The organism is Anabaena sp. FACHB-83 (assembly GCF_014697485.1).
In the GTDB taxonomy this organism is placed as follows: domain Bacteria; phylum Cyanobacteriota; class Cyanobacteriia; order Cyanobacteriales; family Nostocaceae; genus Nostoc_B.
The window spans coordinates 357,269-377,695 of record NZ_JACJRY010000002.1 but is presented as its reverse complement, the minus strand read 5'-3'; the positions used below and the strand labels follow the sequence as shown (position 1 = coordinate 377,695).

Below are 20,427 nucleotides of genomic sequence, written 5' to 3'. Positions count from 1 at the left end.
TATATTCCTCAAACTTAGATCCCCGATTTCTTCAAGAAGTCGGGGATCTTGCTATTCACGAATGATTGATAATTGCTATAAAACTAGATTAATCGGCCAAATAATCTTGTCTGATATATATGAGGAATGATCGCTCCTATTAGCCTAAATTAAGGGAGCGATCGCTGCACAAACAAAAGTGGAACATTAGTAATTATGTATTGAGTAGCAATCTCATTTAACATACTTAAGATAGATTTACTATACGTCATCAGGCTGATATAGTAACTTGTCTGATTTATTTAAAATCCCCAACTCTACCCTTTTAGTCGTAGTCAATTTTGGATTGACTGATGATTATTGAGCAATCAAACTATTAATTATCTTTTATGACTCGCATTATCGGTTTAATTAGTGGTACATCCGTAGATGGCATTGACGCTGCTTTAGTAGATATTTCTGGTACAGATTTAGACCTGAAAGTTGAGTTATTAGCAGGACAAACATATCCTTATCCGGCTGAACTCCGAGACAGTATTTTAGCTGTTTGTGCAGGTAAAGCCATTTCAATGGCAGAATTAGCAGCATTAGATGATGCGATCGCCTTTAGTTTTGCCCAAGCCGCGCAAAACATTCAAACTGGTCATCAGCCAGCAATTTTAATTGGTTCCCACGGGCAAACAGTTTATCATAGACCACCACAAAGCCAGGGATTTGGGCAACCCCAGTCTCTAGGCTATACACTGCAATTGGGACGAGGTGAATTGATTGCTAGTATCACAGGAATTACTACCATCAGTAATTTCCGTGTTGCTGACATTGCGATTGGTGGTCATGGCGCACCACTAGTACCCAGAGTTGATGCCTTTTTACTAAGTCATCCAGAAGAAGCACGCTGCATTCAAAATTTAGGCGGTATCGGGAATGTGGCTTATATCCCACCCCGCCGCGACAACTGGTTAGAAAAAATGCGCGGTTGGGATACAGGCCCAGGCAACAGCTTGTTAGATTTAGCAGTAGAGCATTTAACTAATGGTGCTAAAAAATATGACGAAGATGGTAAATGGGCGGCGACTGGTAGTCCTTGCCAATCTTTAGTCGAACAATGGTTGCAGCAAGACTACTTTCATTTACCACCGCCCAAATCTACAGGACGTGAGTTATTTGGTGTAGATTACTTAAATCAATGTTTAAAAGATGCCGGGCCATATCAACTCAGTCCGGCGGACTTTCTCGCCACCCTTACCGAACTGACAGCAGCTTCTGTTGTTCACAGTTACCAAACCTTTTTACCGCAAATGCCACAACGGGTATTTTTATGTGGTGGTGGTAGTCGGAATCTGTATTTAAAAGAACGTTTGCAGTCATTATTAAAAACAATCCCCGTTTTAACTACCGATGAAGTCGGCTTGAGTGGAGACTTTAAAGAAGCGATCGCTTTTGCAGTTTTAGCCTACTGGCGACAGCTAGATATGCCTGGAAACCTACCATCAGCCACAGGCGCACCCCATGAAGTCCTGCTGGGAGAAATTCATCCAGCCGAAAAATAAGTTTTGCGGACTTAGCACCTGACATTTTTAGGTTTCAAATATATCTTTAAGTCGTAAGGGTACTTGATTAAGACAAGGAACTGAGAAGGTGGGTCATACTTTTTTAATGGAACCAGGACGCTGGTCATTACAAGGCAATTGGCTAGAACACAATGGAATGCCAATCAGCGTTAAGGGTATGACCCTAGTTGCTTGGAATCGAGATAACTGGTTCACAATGGCAACCAAGCTGATTTTTCCTGGTAGCGATCGCTCAGAAATTTCCTTAGTATACAAAGGGCGGTTGCATGAAGGTGAACGCCAGTATACTTTTTTACTTCAACATAATTTGTTCGGACAGATCGAAGGCGAAGGTTGGATTGGTCTCGATACAATTGTGCAACGCTATTGGGTATTGAGCGATCGTCAACGTCGCAGTGGCTTTGAAACAGTCTATCGTCTCTCAGATGACGCTTATTATTTAAGTTCTGGTGTCATGTCCGGTCATTCCCTCACCAGTACAATGGAAGCCAGTTTAGAACGGCAACCGCTCAAATAGTGCTGAGTTGGAAATGCAGAGTGATGAGTTGTAAAGATACTCAGGACTTATGCAAAAACCGCTAAAACTCTCATTTCTCAGGGAACTCTGCATCTTGCGTCTGGAGTTGTTTAACGTTCCCTAGTCTGTGCATTAATCCTGACCCAATACGGTTCAGATAAGAACCCTAAATGACAACAAAAGCAACAAATAATAACTAATGACTCAATAAAAAACGAAAAAATGATTTTGGAGGGGGTTTGGGGGACGCAACCGTCCCCCAATCGGGGGTGTGGGGGAGAATCCCCCAAATCTTGCTCATTGTCTAATAGGTAGAGCAGAAATTGAGAAATCAACTCTCATCACCTTAACTGAATCGTATTGAGTCCTGACCTTGAAATTACTGGGTTTCTACTTAGGACTCAGTACTCAGCACTTTGCCATATATCAGCGATTGTAAATCAATAGAAACTATAGATAATTATTTAGTCAAATTTGGGCAGACTAGAAATACATCAACATCAGCGTGCGGAATGTGAGCAAACTTCAGGATGAATCTACCATTCCGTAGATTTGAATTGGCATCTTCCACCAATTGTAAACACTAATTGCTGACAAACCGCAGGCCAAGAGTAGCAATTCTCCCCCCAGAGAACTAAAAACTGCTTCTGAACTTGATTGATCTAGAAACTCATTCTAAATCAATCAAAAACGCCAGTTTGAAAATACTTGTTTTCCTACACACTTAACATCAATCTGCTTTTGGAGTCGAATGTTTTATGTCAGACCCCAACATTGGACGCTTACTCGGCAAACGCTACCAGCTTCAGGAACTAATTGGTACTGGAGCAATGGGTCGAGTTTATCGTGCTAAAGATATTTTGTTGGGAGGCGTACCAGTAGCAGTCAAGTTTCTTGCCCTCTCGATTCAAAATGAAAAGATGCGGTTACAAGAACGCTTTGAGCGAGAAGCCAAAACCTGTGCTTTGCTGGGACAAAAAAGCATTCATATTGTGCGAGTCATGGACTATGGCGTAGATGAAAATAATACGCCCTTTTACGTGATGGAATATCTTCAAGGACATGGCCTCAGTCAGATTATTCGTCAGCATCATTTAGCTTTACCCAGATTCTTGAGCATGGTGCGTCAAATCGGACTGGGGTTACAGTGCGCCCATGATGGGATTCCCGTTGATGGCGCTATTTATCCGATTATTCACCGTGATATCAAACCCAGTAATATACTCGTCATTCAAGACTCCAGCTTTGGGGAGTTAATTAAAATTCTTGATTTTGGCATTGCTAAGTTACTCCAAGCCAATAACAACGAGCAAACAAAATTTTATTTAGGAACTTTAGCTTATTCTTCTCCCGAACAGATGGAGGGTAAGGAATTAGATAATCGGTCAGATATTTACAGTTTAGGTGTGATGATGTTTGAGATGCTAACTGGCAAAATGCCGTTAGTCGCTGCAACTCATTCCTTTGGCGCGTGGTACAAAACCCATCACTTGCTAGAACCACGTTCTTTTGCCGCAGTCAATCCTGGGTTAGAAATACCCAAACAAGTAGAAGATTTGGTCATGAGTTGTCTGGCTAAATCACCAAGCGATCGCCCCCAAAAAGTAAGCGAAATTTTGCAGGCCTTAGAATCCATCGAACAGAATTATCGCTCGCCCATCATTCAACCAGATAAACCCGCACCCAAAACAGTAGCAACTCGCAGCTTAACAATTCCTGTAGAAGTTCAGCCCCAGACAAAAGCTGATATAGAGGTATTATCTGCTCATGATGAAATCTTACGTACTACTGCTTGGCCAGACAACAAACCCATAGCGGATATTGTCTTCCCCAAAACAATTCGTTTGAATAACGAAGTTTTACCAACTCTTTGGGTGATGCTACCACAGCAGGAAATTATCAAACGGTTTGCCTGTAATCGTTATAATCAATTTCTCTTTCTGCCTGCACCGCATCCGATGACACTGTGGATTACTGTTATCTACAATCGTCAACATGGTGTAAAGTGGCTGCCTTACTATCTTGATCTCAAAACTAGTTTCGGCCAAGAAATAACTAGATTACTTGCAAAAACTGGTTATTATCGATTGTTATTCTTTGCCAGAGAAGCACCAAGTCGCTGTTCTCACATCTTACTTTGCAGCATCGCTACGGCTCAACGCCAAAATCTCGAACAATGGGCTGAAGAAAGTAAAATCTCAGCATCATCTGTTGATCCACAACTTAGTAAAAATGTACTAAAAAGTGAATACGAGAGAATTAAACCCCAAATTTTATCTAAATTAGAAGCAACGGCTACAGACATTCCCTTTGATCTTTCCGGTGAGAATGTGGCAGATTGCAAAATGTAAACTTTTGTGACGAAAAAACTATATTCGGTTGTAAGCCTTACGTTATAGCAAATATAATGATTAGCGATGGCGAGTGGTCAACTAAATTTAATTGGATCTACGCAGATAGTGCTATGTGTCCAATACAGCACCCAAATTAGTTTGTTTAACTAGCCTTGAGTTAATTACCTGGGCTACCTAATGCGACTAATTTATCCCCTACAATACAGTTTACTCTTAACAATTATGTGCAGCCTTTTAGATGGCTGGTCATAGTTTTGGGTTAAAACAATCAATCTACAATCGCTGAACTAAAGTTGACGCCCCAGCATCCCCAGCTCCTTTCCTTCTTGGAACCGAGCAAGAGAAGGAGGTCGCCCACTGCGACACAAAAATAAGTCTATGCCAGAGTGGAACCTGAGTCTAAGCCCCACTGGTGTTTAAGAAGCTCTTGGTAAGTAGCCTCGCGCACAACCATTTGCTCATAGAGCTTGACCAAAAAGTCTTTCGCTTGGTCATGGCTCATGTGCTGTACTTGAGTAGCAAATGAACGGATGCTGAATTGTTGTTCCAAAGATAATTCAATTGGCTGGTTCATAGTAAACTCCGAAAAACAACGCGTAAAAGTGAGATTTAGGGTTAGAAATCCCTCAAAGGATAGTTTTGGGACTAGCAGTAGCTCTACATTTGTTCCTACGTATTAAGAAAGATAACAATTGTTTGACTATTTGCCCACACCCTTGGGGATTAAATTTTTTGTGTCCTTAACCGTCTTTGCCTAAACCTACTGGTATACAACTCAAGTATATTGAGGCAAATTCCGGGAAATTGCACAAATAGTGAATCTAAATACCTGATGTTAGCCTTTCCGAGTCAAGCTTCTCTGGGAGGGAGAAACTGGTGAGTGCAAAGGTAAATATAAGGTATTAAACCTGAATTATATTCGCTATACCGTATTAGGTGCAAGATGTCAATTCAACAAATTATATAAACTCTACCTCCAACTGCTAAATTTTGGAAGTTAAGAGTATTTTTATCAAGTTGTAAAAAATAAAAATGCTCAGGCTGAACAAATTGCTGAGTATATCTACTAAAGATAACGTTTGGCGAAAATTTGAGTCAGTTGATTCCAGGATTTACTCGTAAAGCTTGGGTTTAGAGGTGAAAGGGTGTTGTATTCAAAACCCCTACACCCTTTCACCCTTGATTTTTCATATCACTGCGTAAGTTTTACATTCTAGACTGGTGGAGGTGGGCTGTATAGTCAGGTAGTGCAGAGAAATGAAGAAAAAGCCATTAACCACAGCAAACTTTACCAGAGGGGCTGCTGGCTGGCGGAAAACAAGAGAAATGTTTGGTCAAAATTACTTTTGACCATTGACAATTGATTTGTTCAGTCTTGTATTTCTACGATCACAACTGTGATGTTATCATGCCCGCCTTGTTCTTTGGCAGCTTCTATGAGGGAGATAGAGGCTTTTTCCAGTATAGGGATGTTTTGCAGACACTCAGCAATTTGTGGGTCTATTAGTTCTTCAGTAAGACCATCACTGCATAATAGCAAGCGATCGCCCCCTTTTACGTCCAGTGGTTGCAAATCAAATTGATTCAGGTCTTCTCGACCCAAACACCGGGATAAGACATGACGAAAAGGGTGCATTCTGGCTTCTTCAGGGGTGATGTCGCCAACTTTAATCGCTCTGGCTACCCAAGTATGGTCTTCGGTGATTTGCTCTAGTTGTGAATTACGCAAGCGATATAATCGAGAGTCGCCAACATGAGCGCACCAAGGAGTTTCTGCTTGACGGAAAAGTACTACAACTACGGTAGTACCCATATCAGCGCGTTCGGGGTGATTTTGCTGATCTAGTAAAATTGCTTCATTAGCTTGCCACAAAGCTTTTTCGAGGATTTTTTCATTTGGTTCAGGCCCATCCCAATTTGCTACTAAATAGGCTTGAATTTCCCTTGTCGCAATGTGGCTTGCTTCTTCACCGCCTGCGTGACCACCCATACCATCAGCAACGACAAAAAATCGTCCTTCAGGATCGATATAATAAGCATCTTGGTTACTCGAACGAATAAGACCCGGATCACTAAAACCCGTGAATTTTAATTTCATAATTTTTTAAGGCAATATTTAATACATACGTTCATAACGGTCGAGGCGAAGAAGCAAACGGATCAGGATTACTGAGACGGCTGCTGCAATCAAGCCAGCTACCACCGCTAACCATACATAATGATTCACCAATAAAATGGTAGCTGACAGAGTAAATCCACTGATTATCAAAGCGTAGCTAATTCCAAGCTGAATACTTGCCTGTCGTCGCAAGAGGCGTTCTGATTCGATAGAACGTACCCGCACCCGCATATCCCCTCGCTCTAATTTTTCCAGAGTATCTTCTAGCCTGCGGGGTAGGCCGAATGCGGTGGTACTCACCTGTACTGCTTGACGACTTAATTCATTTAAAAAGCTATTGCTATCAGCGCCATTCATGTTTGTCATAAGCTGCATTGCATAAGGTTGGGCAACTTCCATAAAGTTAAATTCTGGATCTAAGCCCTTACCTACCCCCTCTAGAGTGGAAAAAGCTCGCATCACAAAAGTAAACGTTGCAGGAAATCTAAATGGCTGATTATAAGCTATTTCGTATAGATCATCACTAATTGCTGCAACTGATTGTGTTTCAAACGGCTTATCCATAAAATTGTCCAGCATATACTGGACAGAACGCCGGACTGGCCCAATATCATCGACTGGTGCGATCGCGCCTAAATTAATTAGTGATTCTACTACGCGATCGCCATCTTTTTGAGCAATGCCAAACAAGGTTTCCATCAGTCCTTCTCGGACATTGGACTTAATGCGTCCCATCATCCCAAAGTCGTAGAAGATTAAACCACCCTCGGCACTGACAGCAATGTTACCTGGATGGGGGTCAGCATGGAAAAAGCCATTATTCAGCAGTTGATGTAAATAAGCTTGAGCGCCTTGACGCGCAATCAATTTCCGGTCTAAACCCGCCGCTTCTAAAGCTTCATATTGACTGATTTTAATGCCGGGTAAATATTCTAAGGTCAGAACTCGTGGTGAAGCGTAACGCCAATAAACTCTAGGCACTTTCACCCAGTCATAACCGCGAAAGTTGCGGCGAAATGTATCAGCGTTACGGCCTTCCCCAAGATAATCAATTTCTTCCCAAAGAATGCGACAACATTCTTCATAAATCCCCATCCAGTCTCGTCCCTTCCCCCATTTGGGATGGTTTTGGAAGTAACGAGCAATTCCTTTGAGAATCTGTAAATCTATTTCAAATAACTTTTTTAATCCAGGACGCTGCACCTTAACGACAACAGCTTCCCCACTGTGCAGCACAGCTTTGTGTACTTGTCCTAAACTTGCAGCCGCTAGTGGAATAGGTTCAAAACTTTGAAAAAGTTCCGGAATTTTCTTCCCTAATTCTTGCTCAATAATCGTTTCTACTTGCTCATAGCTAAATGCCGGCACTTTATCTTGCAGTTTTGACAACTCTTCGACATATTCACTGGGAAAAATATCAGCACGAGTTGAAAACAATTGCCCAACTTTAATAAAAGTCGGACCTAAATCTAGTAATGTATTTCTTACCCAAATTGCTTGGGCTTTGCGCCTTGCTGCTTGTTTGGCTTCTGTTACACCACCTGGATAACTCCAAGATTTGTTATAACGCCAAACTTTGAACATAAAAGTCAACACAAAAGACCAAATGTCCACAAAACGGCGTTTGCTAGAGTAGTTTTCACGATTCCAACGGTATGCTTTGTCTGAATAACTTTGTTCCATATCTTTTGCGTACCGTTGGTTTGTCACTGAATCAACTGGAAGATAAGACACTCTGATTCCTAAACTTTGTTTGATTAAAGAGTCATTTGTCATTCGTCATTGGTCATTTGTCAGTCGTCATTTTGACTCTTGACTATTAACTCTTGACCATTAACTAAACAGAACTGCTGCGATATCGCTGTAGTTCATTCCGCAATAGGGCAATTTCGGCGCGTAATTCGTCAATGTTGGCTTGCAAATCAACTGGGTCTTCTCCGACTGTTGTGGTTTGACCAACATTAGCCGCCTCTGCGGCGCGATTTGCTCTGGCTGTGACTTCTTCTGTAAACTGACGCAGTTGCTCTCTAGCTTCAGCATCAAATTTACCTAACTCACTGAGCGCATCGGTCAAGGCGACTTCTAGGCGCTCATTAATCACTTCCGCTACTGCTCTGCCTACAAAAAAGGCTTGTAAAAGGGGGTTACTCATAAATTTTTGTTACGCTCATCCGCAAGAGAATTATAACTTGCTCGTATGCTTTGCCGCTTCTATCTGAGAGTTTTGGAGTCAATTTTACAGGTTTAAAGTTACCCCCCTTTACAATTCTTTATTATAATCATATAACTGTATATGTATTTAGTTACATATAAAACTATAGATTAAGAAAATCTAAAAATTAATTAATTTAACTTGCTTGTGTTCTTTTCGGAGTGGTTGATTTTTTATTTCCATAGTGAAGTAATTCATTATATATATTTACATTTATTGGTTTAGTCACAAATTTTTAAATATTTTTTCTGCTTAAATGAAAATTAAAATACTGAATTTTGTTTAAGTTTTAAAAAATACAGTAGTTCAGGGATTATAGTAGCAGATATTAAATAATAGTATTTTATCAAGATTGGCATATTTCTTTATACATAATTATGTCCATCAAACTTTGTTGTTTGACCAAAAATCCACTAGGTAAGTTGACTTTAATTTTTGTGGCTATTAGTTTGACCCTTAGTAGCTGTACACCAGAAAGAAGAGCTATGCTCAGAGCTACGGCGGAAAACTTTCGTAACCAAGCTTCTGAGGCGATTAATTCATATAGAGAGATTAATCAACTGCAACTGCGAGATTCTACCGGGGATGACCCAGATAAAATTATTGAGGAATTATTAAATAATCCTATTCTGGAAGATGATAGTGATGGTGGCAGTATTAATTTTCAAGAATTAGATTTAATTATTTTAGGAGAAAAAAAGCAACCAACAGAACTTGATACCGCTTTAAACAATTTACAGGCAGAATATGATCAAGTTGCACAAATATTTAGCAATCTGGAAGCTATTGATTATGGTAGTAGCAAGATAGTAGCACAAACAGCGCGACCAGCAAGGTGTTTAACAGTGAAAATGCTGCGTTTGGCGAAACTTTTGCAAGAAAATCCACCCAAGCCAAAAAACCCTGAACGAGCAGATATTGGAGCCGAATTAATTAAGCTGCGCCAAGCCTACAGACAAGCGAATATATCAAATTCCGAGAAGGAAGGAATTGAAAAGCAAGTCGGTGTGTTAGTTAATCAGTGGCGCAGTTTAGATGTTGAGGAAAAGGAACTGATAGAAGCAGCGATCGCTAAATTTATAGTAGCAGCAGATAAAGGACAAAGACTATCCAAACTCATTGATGAATATCCCCATCTTAGCTTTGATGTGGTGGCGGCGAGAATTACCCAAATCTTAAATTTAACTACAGATATCACTGGTAATAATTACGGTTCACTCAGAGGCAGAATTAATATTGTTGAGCAAGAAATTAAATCTGATCAAACTCTGAGCAGTTTTTTTATTGATGTTGTCAATGGACAATCTCAGCCTGATAAATCTCAACTTAAATGCCAAATTTAACAAGGTAATCATGATGAATAATCAGCCTGTGAATAACATTATAGCGGTGGTTGGCAATAAAACCATAGATAGTTTAGCTACAATTATTCAACAGTTACAAGCGGAACCCAAAAATAGCATTGATTTACCAAAATTGCAGTCTACAGAAGATGAATTAGAAGATATTTTACTTATGTTGCAATTTGAATTAAAACAAGCTAAAGATAAAAGTAATTGGGATTTAGTCAATACCTTAAGACCAGCAATTCAGGAATGTAAATATACCATTGATAGTGTGAGAGCCGCCATTATTAATAAAATTGTGATTGAAGTTAATTCTGATAATTTTGCCGAAATGCAGAAAATTTTGGCGAATATAGATGAAGCCAGTAAAACCCAAACGCAGATTAATGTGGCAATTGGTTTGTTTGGCTTTGTGCGGAGGTTATTATCTGGGAGAATTTTGCTTTAGCAATTTATGAAGCAGAATTCAGAAATCAGGAGTCAGAATGCAGCATGAATTCTGTATGACACTTTGGCAAGCTTAGTGCATCGCTGGGTAATGAATGTTGCTGGAAAACCTCGTCCACCGTGAGCGAAATCAAAATCAAACTTTCTTCTTCATTTAAACTCTATCCCTTTATGGGTGGAGTATTCTGGATTCTGTCTTCTGACTCCTGTTTATTTTATCTGCATTGATAACTGGCACAGGAACTAAACTAATACCCCGGACAAAAATATCTACACAAGTTTCAATATATTCATCACTGGTATAACTCTTGTACTTGAGTTTAGCATTATGACAGAGCATAGCTGCTAATAGCATTCCCGTAAACATATCAACTGCTGGTGCGGGGTCAAGTTCGGGTCTAACTGTACCGTTTTGCTGGCAAGATTTGAGGTATGTAATGAGTTTTTCGCTTAAAGGTTGAGCAGCTTCTTGAATAACTTGTTTAGCTGCTTCTGGATGACGTTTAGCTTCCCCAATAAAAGTACGAATTAAATCTTCTTGCGCTTCTAACATGGAGTTATAAAGTTTGGCATAGTGTCTCAAATCAACACTGAGATTTTGTGTCCAGGTTTCGGGATGAGCCAAAGCTTCTAACTGGAGTGCTACAGCATTTTCAATAACTGCTTTCAGGAGTTGTTCTTTGCTGGCAAAGTGACGAAATAAAGTGACTTCATTCACGCCAGCAACGCGAGCTATTTCGCGGGTGGTTGCGCCTTGCACACCTAAACTGGCAAATACCTGTGAGGCTGCTGTAATTAAACGTGTGCGGGTGAGGGTGGATGAACGGATGTTTTTAGTCATTTTGCTTGCAAGTACTTACTTGCATTATATTTAAGGTTGAATAAGATTTTATTAAGCAACTTACTACAATATCTAACAAAGAGTTGCAAAGTTATAACAGACTAATACTACTGAGATTAATAAAGCTTTACGAAATGTCTATCTACGTGTGTAACGATGCTTAACGCCGATGGGGAAATATTCGCGATCGCCTGTTGCGGTTAAAGTTACCTGTGGTGTTTGATATTCTGGGGGGACATAATTAGCAAACTCACCGTTGAGGCGTAAAAGTTGCACCAAAATTGACTCGGTGATAACTTGGCGTTTGTCTTCACTTTCTTCAACATCGGGTGCGAGTTCTACAACTACAGATAAAAATCGGTTCTTGTCTGCATCTTCTTTGACTTGCAAGACAAATTTCCCTGTTACCCACTCTTGTACTGCGGGTTGTTCTAAACCGACAGAGACGTTTTCGGGATAGATATTGGCACCAAAATAAGACACCGTAAAGTTAGAACGTCCAAAAACGTAGACGAAAGGTAAGGGGTGTATTCCTCTGGGAGAGTGCTGAGTGCTGAGTGCTGAGTTTTGAGTGCTGAGTGCTGAGTGCTGAGTGCTGAGTGTTTCTAGTGGGTTGAAGTTCCATTCTGCTAAAAACTCAAGCATTGCATCGTAGGTAATAATTCCGCCAGTGTCGAGGATGTCGTAACGTACTAGAGGAATGCCATTATCGCCAGAGAATAATAATGAGTTATTCTGCACCTCAAAAAAGCGACTGGTGGGGTCATATTGTACTAATGTGGGTAGACGAGATTCGCCGAATAAAGTTCTAGCAGCATCGGGGTTGTTCGCTAAGAAACGGCGAATGCAAATACTCAACGGTGTTTCATTTCCCAACACCCCAGCATCCGCAGTTCCATAAAGTGAGGCGAAATCATAACAAGGATTTTGGGAACCTAGTCTGTCACCAACTAAACTGCGCCATTCTTCGCTGAATACTTCTCCCGCCATAACTAGTTTGATGTGATATTGTGACCACTGCACGCCACGACTTAAACCAGTATCAATAACATCCTTGAGAAATGGCGGATATCCCAACAGAACCACTTGTTCAAAGTTTCCCCCTAGTTCTTGAACGACGCGCAAGATTTCTTCTTTGTTGTTACCAGGAGTAATAAGGGTAATGGGATAACCTTTACTCGCTAAATAGCGACAACAATTTGTTGTGAACATTCCCCCTACCCAAGTTCCCAGGGTGAAACAAACTACAGCCAGGGTGCGTCGAGTATCTGCAAAAAAACTATCATGAAAAATTTGCTCAAAGCGGGTGGCTATTTGCAGTTCATCGGTGAAGAAGCGAGGCCAAAATGTGGGTTTACCTGTAGAACCAGAGGAAGCGGCTATCATATCGCACTCTGCTAACTGTCCATTGCGGCACAAATCTGGCAGAGGATAACGTTGTATATAATTTTCTTTAGCGATCGCAGGTAATTGCTGAAAATCTTCTAAACTTTGAATTGTCGCTGGATTAATGCCTCTTTCGGCTAAAAATGCCTTGTATGCTGGCACATTCGCCGCCACATCCCTAAACAATGTTAAGACTGTTTGTGAACTAACAGTGTTGTGATGTCTCTGTAGTAGGGTTTCTATAGGAGTAGAGATAAAGTCCGTAAATGCCTTAATACTGCGCTGTTGTTGGGAATTAGCGTTCATAAATCTATATGCAGTCGTTGAATATCAAGCTAGATTTGATTTTAAACGCACTGGTAAACGCGAAGTAAGGCTGAGTGTTCAGTTGGCTAAAAACTTTACTAACTAATATGTCGAAAATGCAATTAATACCATTTATGGAACTGTTACGACTGGCACAGTTTGGCGTTTTCTGCGGTTGCAAGACAGTACAATTACTATTGATTTGACTGAGTATCCCTTACCACCAATAGAGTCTATTTTAAGAAGATTGGTGTATATGGTGAGTTGTCCGTAAACAGAACTACCTCAGTTGTAGTAATTTATAAAAACCCTACCTTATCCTTCAGCACCATGCAGGTTTATTGCAGTAAACAACACGCAAATTTTGAAAGTAATCGGTTTTGTACCTCTTGTGGTGAACCGTTACCGCTTGCGGTTGGGCAGATTGTTAATCAACGCTATCACATTATACGTCAGCTAGGGCAGGGCGGTTTTGGACGTACTTATTTGGCGGAAGATAAACAAAAAGCGAATCAAATGTGTGTGCTGAAGGAATTTGCACCCCAAGTCCAAGCACAGCAAGATTTACAAAAAGCCAAAGAGTTATTTGAAAGGGAAGCCAATGTGCTGAAGCAACTCCAGCACCCACAAATTCCTCGGTTTCATGCTTCTTTACAGGTGCAGTTAGGCAGTAAAGATTTTTTCTTTTTGGTGCAAGATTATATCCAGGGTGAAAATTATTGCCAGTTATTAGAACAGCGTCAAGCTCAAGGACAAACTTTTAGTGAAGAAGAAGTGATTCTGCTGCTGCAACAAATTTTACCTGTGTTGTCCTACATCCACTCAAAAGATGTTGTTCACCGCGATATTTCACCCGATAATTTAATTTGGCGACGTTCAGACCATTTACCTGTATTAATTGATTTTGGTGGGGTGAAACAATTACCCGCTTCCCAAGGTTTTTGGTTTACTAAATTAGCCGTGAATCATACTTTGTTAGGTAAAAAAGGCTACGCACCAGAAGAACAGATTCGCCAGGGAAAAGTATTTTTAAGCAGTGATTTATATTCTTTAGCGGTGACGATACTCGTATTATTAACAGGGAAGGAACCGCAAAAATTATACGACAGCTATCAAGGGCTGTGGTATTGGGGTAAGGAAATTAAAGTTAGCCCCAAATTAGAATCGGTATTGAAAAAAATGCTGGCTTATAAACCAAGCGATCGCTATCAAACAGCCGAACAAGTCCTGAAAGATTTACCATCGCCTGCTGTCACCCAACCCAGCAATCCTTATATTACCAAGTTGAAAACTCAAATTGTTGCCCCTGGGCAGAAACGCGCTAACGCTATAGTCAGTAAAATTCACCAAAGAACTCAAGCTGTCAGCCGCAAATTACCTTTACCTATGTGGTTACGTCCCTTTGCTGTGAGTATGGCGGGGACAGCCATAGTTGGGTTAACCGTGGCGGGAACTTGGGCGGCGGTAAATGCGGTTGTGCGGGGTATCACATCTATCAGCATACCTTCGATTTCTTTGCCCACCATGCCATCATTACCGAATCCCCTAGCGCAACCAGTCAGTAACAAAGGAAATGGGGATGTGATGGCGCGTCGCCAAGAATTAGAAATTTCTGAAGTCTTCTTTATTCGTATGGTAGACTCGTTGTTTTATAGCCAAAAGCCGGAAATGCAAGGGCGAACCATCACCTCAAAATCAGAAGATAAGGCTTTGCGGGATGAATGGTTGAGAATTGCTGATGACTTGTTGGATAAACTAGAACAGGCTGAACTTAGTCCCGCAGCCCGCCGGAAATTGGGTAGTTATAGTCAACAAGATTACGAAAGATGGAGACAGCAAGCCAGAAGTGGAAAGTTCGGTGACTATACAATGAGTCAGTTGAACAGAGAAACCAATCAAAAATTTGAAGAGTTATTTCCCGGAAAACAACGGGAGAAACAGAACCAACAAACTTACGGTCAAATTTGGTATGCGATCGCGGCTGATAAAGTTAGTAAAATACAATCGAACAATTAGTTAAGGTGTCAGGGTGATGAGTGAGTATGGAAGCAGGGGTGCAGGGGTGCAGAGGTGCAGGGGGCATAAAACGAAAATATATTACTTAAAACTCAGCACTCAGCACTAATGACTAAATTTTATTGCTCTAAAGGTCATGTAAATCCCGCAGGTAGTCGGTTTTGTCTCCAGTGTGGTGAAAATTTGCAAGATGTACCTGTAAGTTATGGTATCCAACCTGGGTTAACTTTAAGCGATCGCTATGTAATTGTTCGTCAACTCGGACAAGGTGGGTTTGGACGCACTTATTTAGCGGAAGATATCAACCGTTTCCGCGAACTTTGTGTTTTAAAAGAATTTTCTCCCCAAGTGCAAACAGCCTACGTGCTGCAAAAAGCCGAAGAACTGTTTCAGCGCGAAGCCAGCGTTCTCTATAAATTGCAACATCCCCAAATTCCCCGCTTTCGGGAACTGTTTCGCACAAATCTTCAAGGTAAGGAATATTTGTTTTTAGTCCAAGATTATGTCGAAGGACAAACTTACAATTCCTTATTAAACACCCGCAAGCAGCAAGGGTTACGATTTACAGAAGTAGAAGTCAGACAACTATTACAGCAAATTTTACCAGTTTTAGATTATATTCACTCCCTGGGTGTAATACATCGAGATATTTCCCCAGATAATTTAATTTTACGCGCTGCCGACCAACTGCCAATATTAATTGATTTTGGTGGTGTTAAACAAGTAGTCGCCACCGTAGCTTCTCAATATTACCAACCAGATGCAGCAGGTCAAATGCCTGCACCAACCCTACTAGGAAAAATCGGTTTTGCACCATCAGAACAAATGCAAACTGGTGCAGTATCTCCCCATAGTGACTTATATGCGTTGGCAGTCACCATATTAGTATTATTAACAGGTAAACAACCGCAAGAATTATTAGATAACTACACCCTAACTTGGAAATGGCATCAAGAAGTTAGTCTGAGTCCGATGTTAGGACAGGTGTTAGACAAAATGTTAGCACCCCGACCAAGCGATCGCTATCAATCTGCTAGTCAAGTTCTGCACGTCCTGAACCCAACACCAAGTAACTACGCCGTTACTCAACCACCAGTACCACCAGCGCCAGAAACATCTGCAACTGTCGCTGTCTCGCCTTCTCCTCATATCAACTCCACACCACCCCGCCCAATTTCACCCTCTCCCGCACCTATTCCCCAAGCCAAAAGTCGGTGGACAACAACGAAAACTTTTATGGCAACATTAGCTGTAGTGGGTGTGATTGGAGCAGTTTGGATAGGCACAAATCGCAATCGTAATGATGGTGGAAATGTTGAACCCACACCCACACCAACGGTTACTCAACCTGTGGATGCTTCCGATAATTATTCCCCAGAAGAAAAGCAACGCAAAGAAAAATTAAGCGATCGCCGTCAAGCACTGGGAATTGATCAAGACTTTTATATAAACGTGGTAAATCAAATTTTTTGGCGGAGAAATCCGAGTTTACAAGGACGCACCCTCAGCAATAAACCAGAAGATGAAAGTCTGCGGGCGACTTGGGATAAAACTGCTGATGAATTATTAGGTAAACTAGCCTTTCTCAGCGACCAATCCCGACGGCAACTAGGGAATTATACCGCAACCGACCGCGATCGCTGGAAAGCTGCCGTAAATAACATTAACGTTGGTAGTCGCGCTTTATATGATTTAGGCGATGCAGCTTTTTACCGCGTCTTTCCCGAACAGCGTGGACGAAATTTTATGAATGAACCCATCGGTCAAGTTTGGCATGGGTTTGTGAACGATCAACTAAATGCTATCCTCAATGGCAATGCTTTTGCCAAGATTGTCTTTGATACAGGCGCAACAAGTGAAACCGTCAGTGGAACTCTCAAACCAGGAAGTGGTAAAGTTTTCATAGCTGGACTAGCTCAAGGGCAAACCTTAGACTTAAACCTCAAAGCTAGTTCTAAAGTTTTGTTATCAATTTATTCCCCTTCTGGTAAACTCAAACTCTTAGAAGACTCAACAAAACGCACTTTAACTACAGAGCTACCAGAAAAAGGATACTACGAGTTTGTGATTGTTTCTACAGCCACAACTCCAGTAGATTATCAACTCACCATCTCTGCGGAAAACCCCATCCCTGTAGAGACACCCGCACCCACACCCACAGAAACACCAATAGAAACGCCCACACCTACAGAAACGCCTACAGAAACACCTACGCCTGTGGGAACAGAACAATGAAGAGGCTATTGATTAGACCTCTTGCATAAATATTTTTTTGTCTCACGCAAAGGCGCAAAGAAAAGAGTGCAAATAACGACTTTTGCAAGAAGTCTATTGAGAGTTTTCTGGAAAATACTCACAATACAGATTTTATTATTTCATTCGCACTAAATAGACACAAATTTTCCAAAGCATCCTAAATTGCTACATATTACAAGAGCTATCAATCTAATATACCTTGCAAGCAGGATTGCTTGGGCGATCGCTAATCCTCATCCAAAACCGCCAGTAATACAAGAGCGATCGCACGTCATCTGATAAAATTTCTACTTCCTGCACTCATCGGAAGTAAGGAAGCTATCAAAAATAATGCAGAAATGAAACCATACTCTCTAAAGTGGCTATATGGGCAATTAAAGCACAATAATGACTTTAAGGCTCATAATTACTGAGAGTGGCGGGATATAGGTGCGGAAGTCTCACTTTCATTATTTAAGTGACCAGAACTAAGTAGAGCGAGGTGTTTTGGTGAAATGACTACTCTAATCTGTTTGCCTTGGCACATTTCCCCGAAAGGTTCGAGAAGGTCTTTATTAACATCTTTGTTGCCTGAATCATTCGCTAATTTTGTTAAGAATCCTTTTAATCCTAAAAAAGCTATTTCATAGATTGCTCTTTTGATAAAAACACCCTTAAAATAATCACTGTGTACGTCGATTTTTCTACACTTTAGAAAAGGAATTTTTTCAATATTTAAAAATGGTAAGTTAATAACAGAAAGTCTTGCATACTCCCATATCCCTAGCTTCGGTTTTCCAATCGCTTCGCTGACAACTGGAAATTTAATTCCTTGGAAATTGGGATTATCAATACAATCAATATAATCAGTGCAATCAAAATAAGTAAATAAATCTGCAACTTGGTTTTGTTCACACTTTTCAGATAGTTTTAAACTGTTGTTACTTGAATCGCGAATTTCGAGATAACCAGATGGTAATTTTACTTCATTATTAACATAATTAACAATTCCATAAGCATCTGGTTCGCGTTTATTTGTATTCTTATTAATTATTCTATCACGATCAGAATTTTTTCCATCAGGATAATCATTGCTAACAGTTAAAATACCAAGTCTAGAACCCCGGATGCGATCATTAGTTGGAAAGCTAAAATAATTCGCTGTTGCTGAAAGTATTCGCAAAACTATATCTCCTTCGTTACTGAAGATATACGCTTCCTTCACGCGGTGCAAAGAAGCTCGTAAGAAATTTGCTCGTCCGGTGATAATAGTTTGTACAGGAATATCAGGTGCAACTAAAATTAGCCGTTCTAAATTGAAAGATTTACCAATATTTGAATTAGGATTTTCATCAAGAGAGTTTGAATCAAATACATCAGAAAGTATCCTAATTGTATTTGTAATTACAAAACATCCCATACTATGCCCAATGAAACTCAATTTCACTCTATTATTATCTGGCTCACTCTGTTTCTTTTCTACTTCAATAGCTTTATCAAGTTGTTTAATCAATTCAACTAAATCTGGAACACCAAAGTGATTAGCTCGGTAGCTATCGCGAAAGTAAGCAACGGATCTTAATGAAATTAATGCTACAATAATTCCAATTACAAAAGTAGCTATAGCAATTATTAATGAAGTTCCGAGCCTATCTAATAAGAATTCTAGTATGAGTTTAAAAAATTCTGGTATGGGTTTAAAAAATTCTAGTATGGGTTTAAAAAATTCTAGTATGGGTTTAAAAAGTTTTAGTATGGGTTCAAAAAATTCTAGTATGGGTTTAAAAAGTTTTAGTATGGGTTCAAAGGGTTGTATTAATAGAAATTCAAATGCTATAACTATACACAAAGAGACAGGTAAAGTTGGTGCAAGCAAGTCGAAAGCCTTACTACATTTTAGTATTAATAAAAGTAGCAAAACACTAATAAATATACTAATAATCAATAGTAAAAAGTAATGATTGTATTGGCTGTGAAGAATATGTAAAAAGCCAAACAATAAACCGCCAAAAAGTACCAATAAAAAAACATCAATCAAGCTTTCAATACATTTATTGTTATGTTGATGGCGATGAGATAAAGAAATCCAACTTAAAAATATATAAAAAAAGACAACACCCCATAAAAAATATACATCAGAATCTTTAGGAATTACTGATTGATTTTTCTGTTCTGAAACTAATAAAATTATAAAAAATGAAAGGATAAAAAATCCAGAAAATAACAAAAATCCTAAAATAGTACCAGGCATTGATACCAAATTCTTTCCTAACAGTGGTTTTTCAGAAGGCCAGCAGTAGCCCAAAAAAACGTAGTTTTTATCTTTATCCTTTTCTAAAGAACTTGTATCTTTTGAAAAATAATCAAAAATCCCTTTATGCCAAAATGGCTCTTCTTTTTCTCCTTGAGCGTAGCCATGAACAGCAATAATTAACTCTGATTTTTTTCCGTTATTATTTAATTTTTTAGCAATATCTTGGATATCAGGTTTATTAGGTTGTTTTTTACTATCATTAGGTTTATATGGAAGACATTGAATAGTCCATATTCCTTGCGAGTTATGGCTTGGGTCTTCAACATTTAATTTTGCTGTACTCTTTACAGTATATCCACAAAAATAAGGCTCTTTAGAATTAGAATCGTTCATATTTTTGTTTACCAGATTTTTTTCTTACAAACAAAATAAACTAATGAAAATTGAAAATTATGATGAAATTTATTCTTTTTTGAAATTATCTTTGTACTAATCAGATATGTATATAGTGTGTTAGACATGACTATACAAGATGGCAAGTCCTGTAAAAGAGCAATAGCCACCCTATCACCCCAAGCCTTCAAGCAAAGCCAAGTGATAGTGATAAGGAGAATATACTTTGCAATCCCTCTAAAGCAATGGAAGTTTGCCAACTTAAGCTACGGTGTGCTTAAGAATTGTTACAAACGTCTTTGTAAAATCCTAGTTGTAATCTCTTCAACAACTGAGAAATAGAGCGTTGCATAAATGCGGGATGAGTAGAGAGTTCCGAGCAAAGCACAGTAAAATATTGACTTTTCGCGTCTACTCTGCAATTGCTATTTGCAGTATGCACACAATACAA

14 protein-coding genes are annotated in these 20,427 nt (G+C 39.8%); 7 read left to right on the top strand and 7 right to left on the bottom strand.

Features of this window, described 5'->3' with window-relative positions:
• Positions 1–368: 368 nt before the first annotated feature.
• The 3 genes from H6G79_RS03770 to H6G79_RS03760 all read left to right on the top strand — a co-directional run bounded on the left by H6G79_RS03770 (position 369) and on the right by H6G79_RS03760 (position 4,418).
• Positions 369–1,529, top strand: a complete 1,161-nt coding sequence (locus tag H6G79_RS03770; protein WP_190589785.1) for an anhydro-N-acetylmuramic acid kinase — start codon at positions 369–371, stop codon at positions 1,527–1,529.
• A gap of 88 nt (positions 1,530–1,617) precedes the next feature.
• Positions 1,618–2,067, top strand: a complete 450-nt coding sequence (locus H6G79_RS03765) for a hypothetical protein (RefSeq protein ID WP_190589786.1) — start codon at positions 1,618–1,620, stop codon at positions 2,065–2,067.
• 758 nt (positions 2,068–2,825) lie between these two features.
• On the top strand, positions 2,826–4,418 hold the full coding sequence (locus H6G79_RS03760; protein WP_190589787.1) for a serine/threonine-protein kinase: 1,593 nt from the start codon (positions 2,826–2,828) through the stop codon (positions 4,416–4,418).
• 379 nt (positions 4,419–4,797) lie between these two features.
• Here H6G79_RS03760 and H6G79_RS03755 read toward each other — a convergent pair whose 3' ends face one another.
• The 4 genes from H6G79_RS03755 to H6G79_RS03740 all read right to left on the bottom strand — a co-directional run bounded on the left by H6G79_RS03755 (position 4,798) and on the right by H6G79_RS03740 (position 8,692).
• A complete protein-coding gene (locus H6G79_RS03755; RefSeq protein WP_015113604.1) occupies positions 4,798–4,995 on the bottom strand; it encodes an NblA/ycf18 family protein in 198 nt (65 codons plus the stop codon).
• Positions 4,996–5,790: 795 nt separating this feature from the next.
• On the bottom strand, positions 5,791–6,519 hold the full coding sequence (locus tag H6G79_RS03750; protein WP_190589788.1) for a PP2C family serine/threonine-protein phosphatase: 729 nt from the start codon (positions 6,517–6,519) through the stop codon (positions 5,791–5,793).
• Positions 6,520–6,537: 18 nt separating this feature from the next.
• On the bottom strand, positions 6,538–8,223 hold the full coding sequence (locus tag H6G79_RS03745) for an AarF/ABC1/UbiB kinase family protein (RefSeq protein WP_190589887.1): 1,686 nt from the start codon (positions 8,221–8,223) through the stop codon (positions 6,538–6,540).
• 154 nt (positions 8,224–8,377) lie between these two features.
• Positions 8,378–8,692 (bottom strand): DUF6825 family protein, encoded by a 315-nt coding sequence (locus H6G79_RS03740; RefSeq protein WP_190589789.1) that lies wholly within the window; start codon positions 8,690–8,692, stop codon positions 8,378–8,380.
• Between the two features lie 437 nt (positions 8,693–9,129).
• Between H6G79_RS03740 and H6G79_RS03735 the strand changes: the two genes are divergently transcribed.
• Both H6G79_RS03735 and H6G79_RS03730 read left to right on the top strand, forming a co-directional pair.
• Positions 9,130–10,095: a hypothetical protein gene (locus H6G79_RS03735; protein WP_190589790.1), complete on the top strand. Its 966-nt coding sequence runs from the start codon at positions 9,130–9,132 to the stop codon at positions 10,093–10,095.
• Between the two features lie 10 nt (positions 10,096–10,105).
• Entirely contained in the window at positions 10,106–10,546 is a 441-nt protein-coding gene (locus tag H6G79_RS03730; RefSeq protein ID WP_190589791.1) for a hypothetical protein, read from the top strand.
• Positions 10,547–10,714: 168 nt separating this feature from the next.
• On the opposite strand, the gene H6G79_RS03725 is transcribed toward H6G79_RS03730, so the two are convergent.
• Positions 10,715–11,386, bottom strand: a complete 672-nt coding sequence (locus tag H6G79_RS03725) for a TetR/AcrR family transcriptional regulator (RefSeq protein ID WP_190589792.1) — start codon at positions 11,384–11,386, stop codon at positions 10,715–10,717.
• A 138-nt stretch (positions 11,387–11,524) separates the two neighbouring features.
• A complete protein-coding gene (locus H6G79_RS03720; protein WP_190589793.1) occupies positions 11,525–13,078 on the bottom strand; it encodes a phenylacetate--CoA ligase family protein in 1,554 nt (517 codons plus the stop codon).
• 330 nt (positions 13,079–13,408) lie between these two features.
• Between H6G79_RS03720 and H6G79_RS03715 the strand changes: the two genes are divergently transcribed.
• The gene (locus H6G79_RS03715; RefSeq protein ID WP_190589794.1) at positions 13,409–15,094 is read left to right on the top strand and encodes a serine/threonine-protein kinase; all 1,686 of its coding nucleotides are present in this window, start codon (positions 13,409–13,411) and stop codon (positions 15,092–15,094) included.
• A 108-nt stretch (positions 15,095–15,202) separates the two neighbouring features.
• Positions 15,203–17,329, top strand: coding sequence for a serine/threonine-protein kinase (locus H6G79_RS03710; protein WP_190589795.1), 2,127 nt, complete (start codon positions 15,203–15,205; stop codon positions 17,327–17,329).
• A 427-nt stretch (positions 17,330–17,756) separates the two neighbouring features.
• Here H6G79_RS03710 and H6G79_RS03705 read toward each other — a convergent pair whose 3' ends face one another.
• The gene (locus tag H6G79_RS03705) at positions 17,757–19,976 is read right to left on the bottom strand and encodes an alpha/beta hydrolase (protein ID WP_190589796.1); all 2,220 of its coding nucleotides are present in this window, start codon (positions 19,974–19,976) and stop codon (positions 17,757–17,759) included.
• Positions 19,977–20,427: the final 451 nt, after the last annotated feature.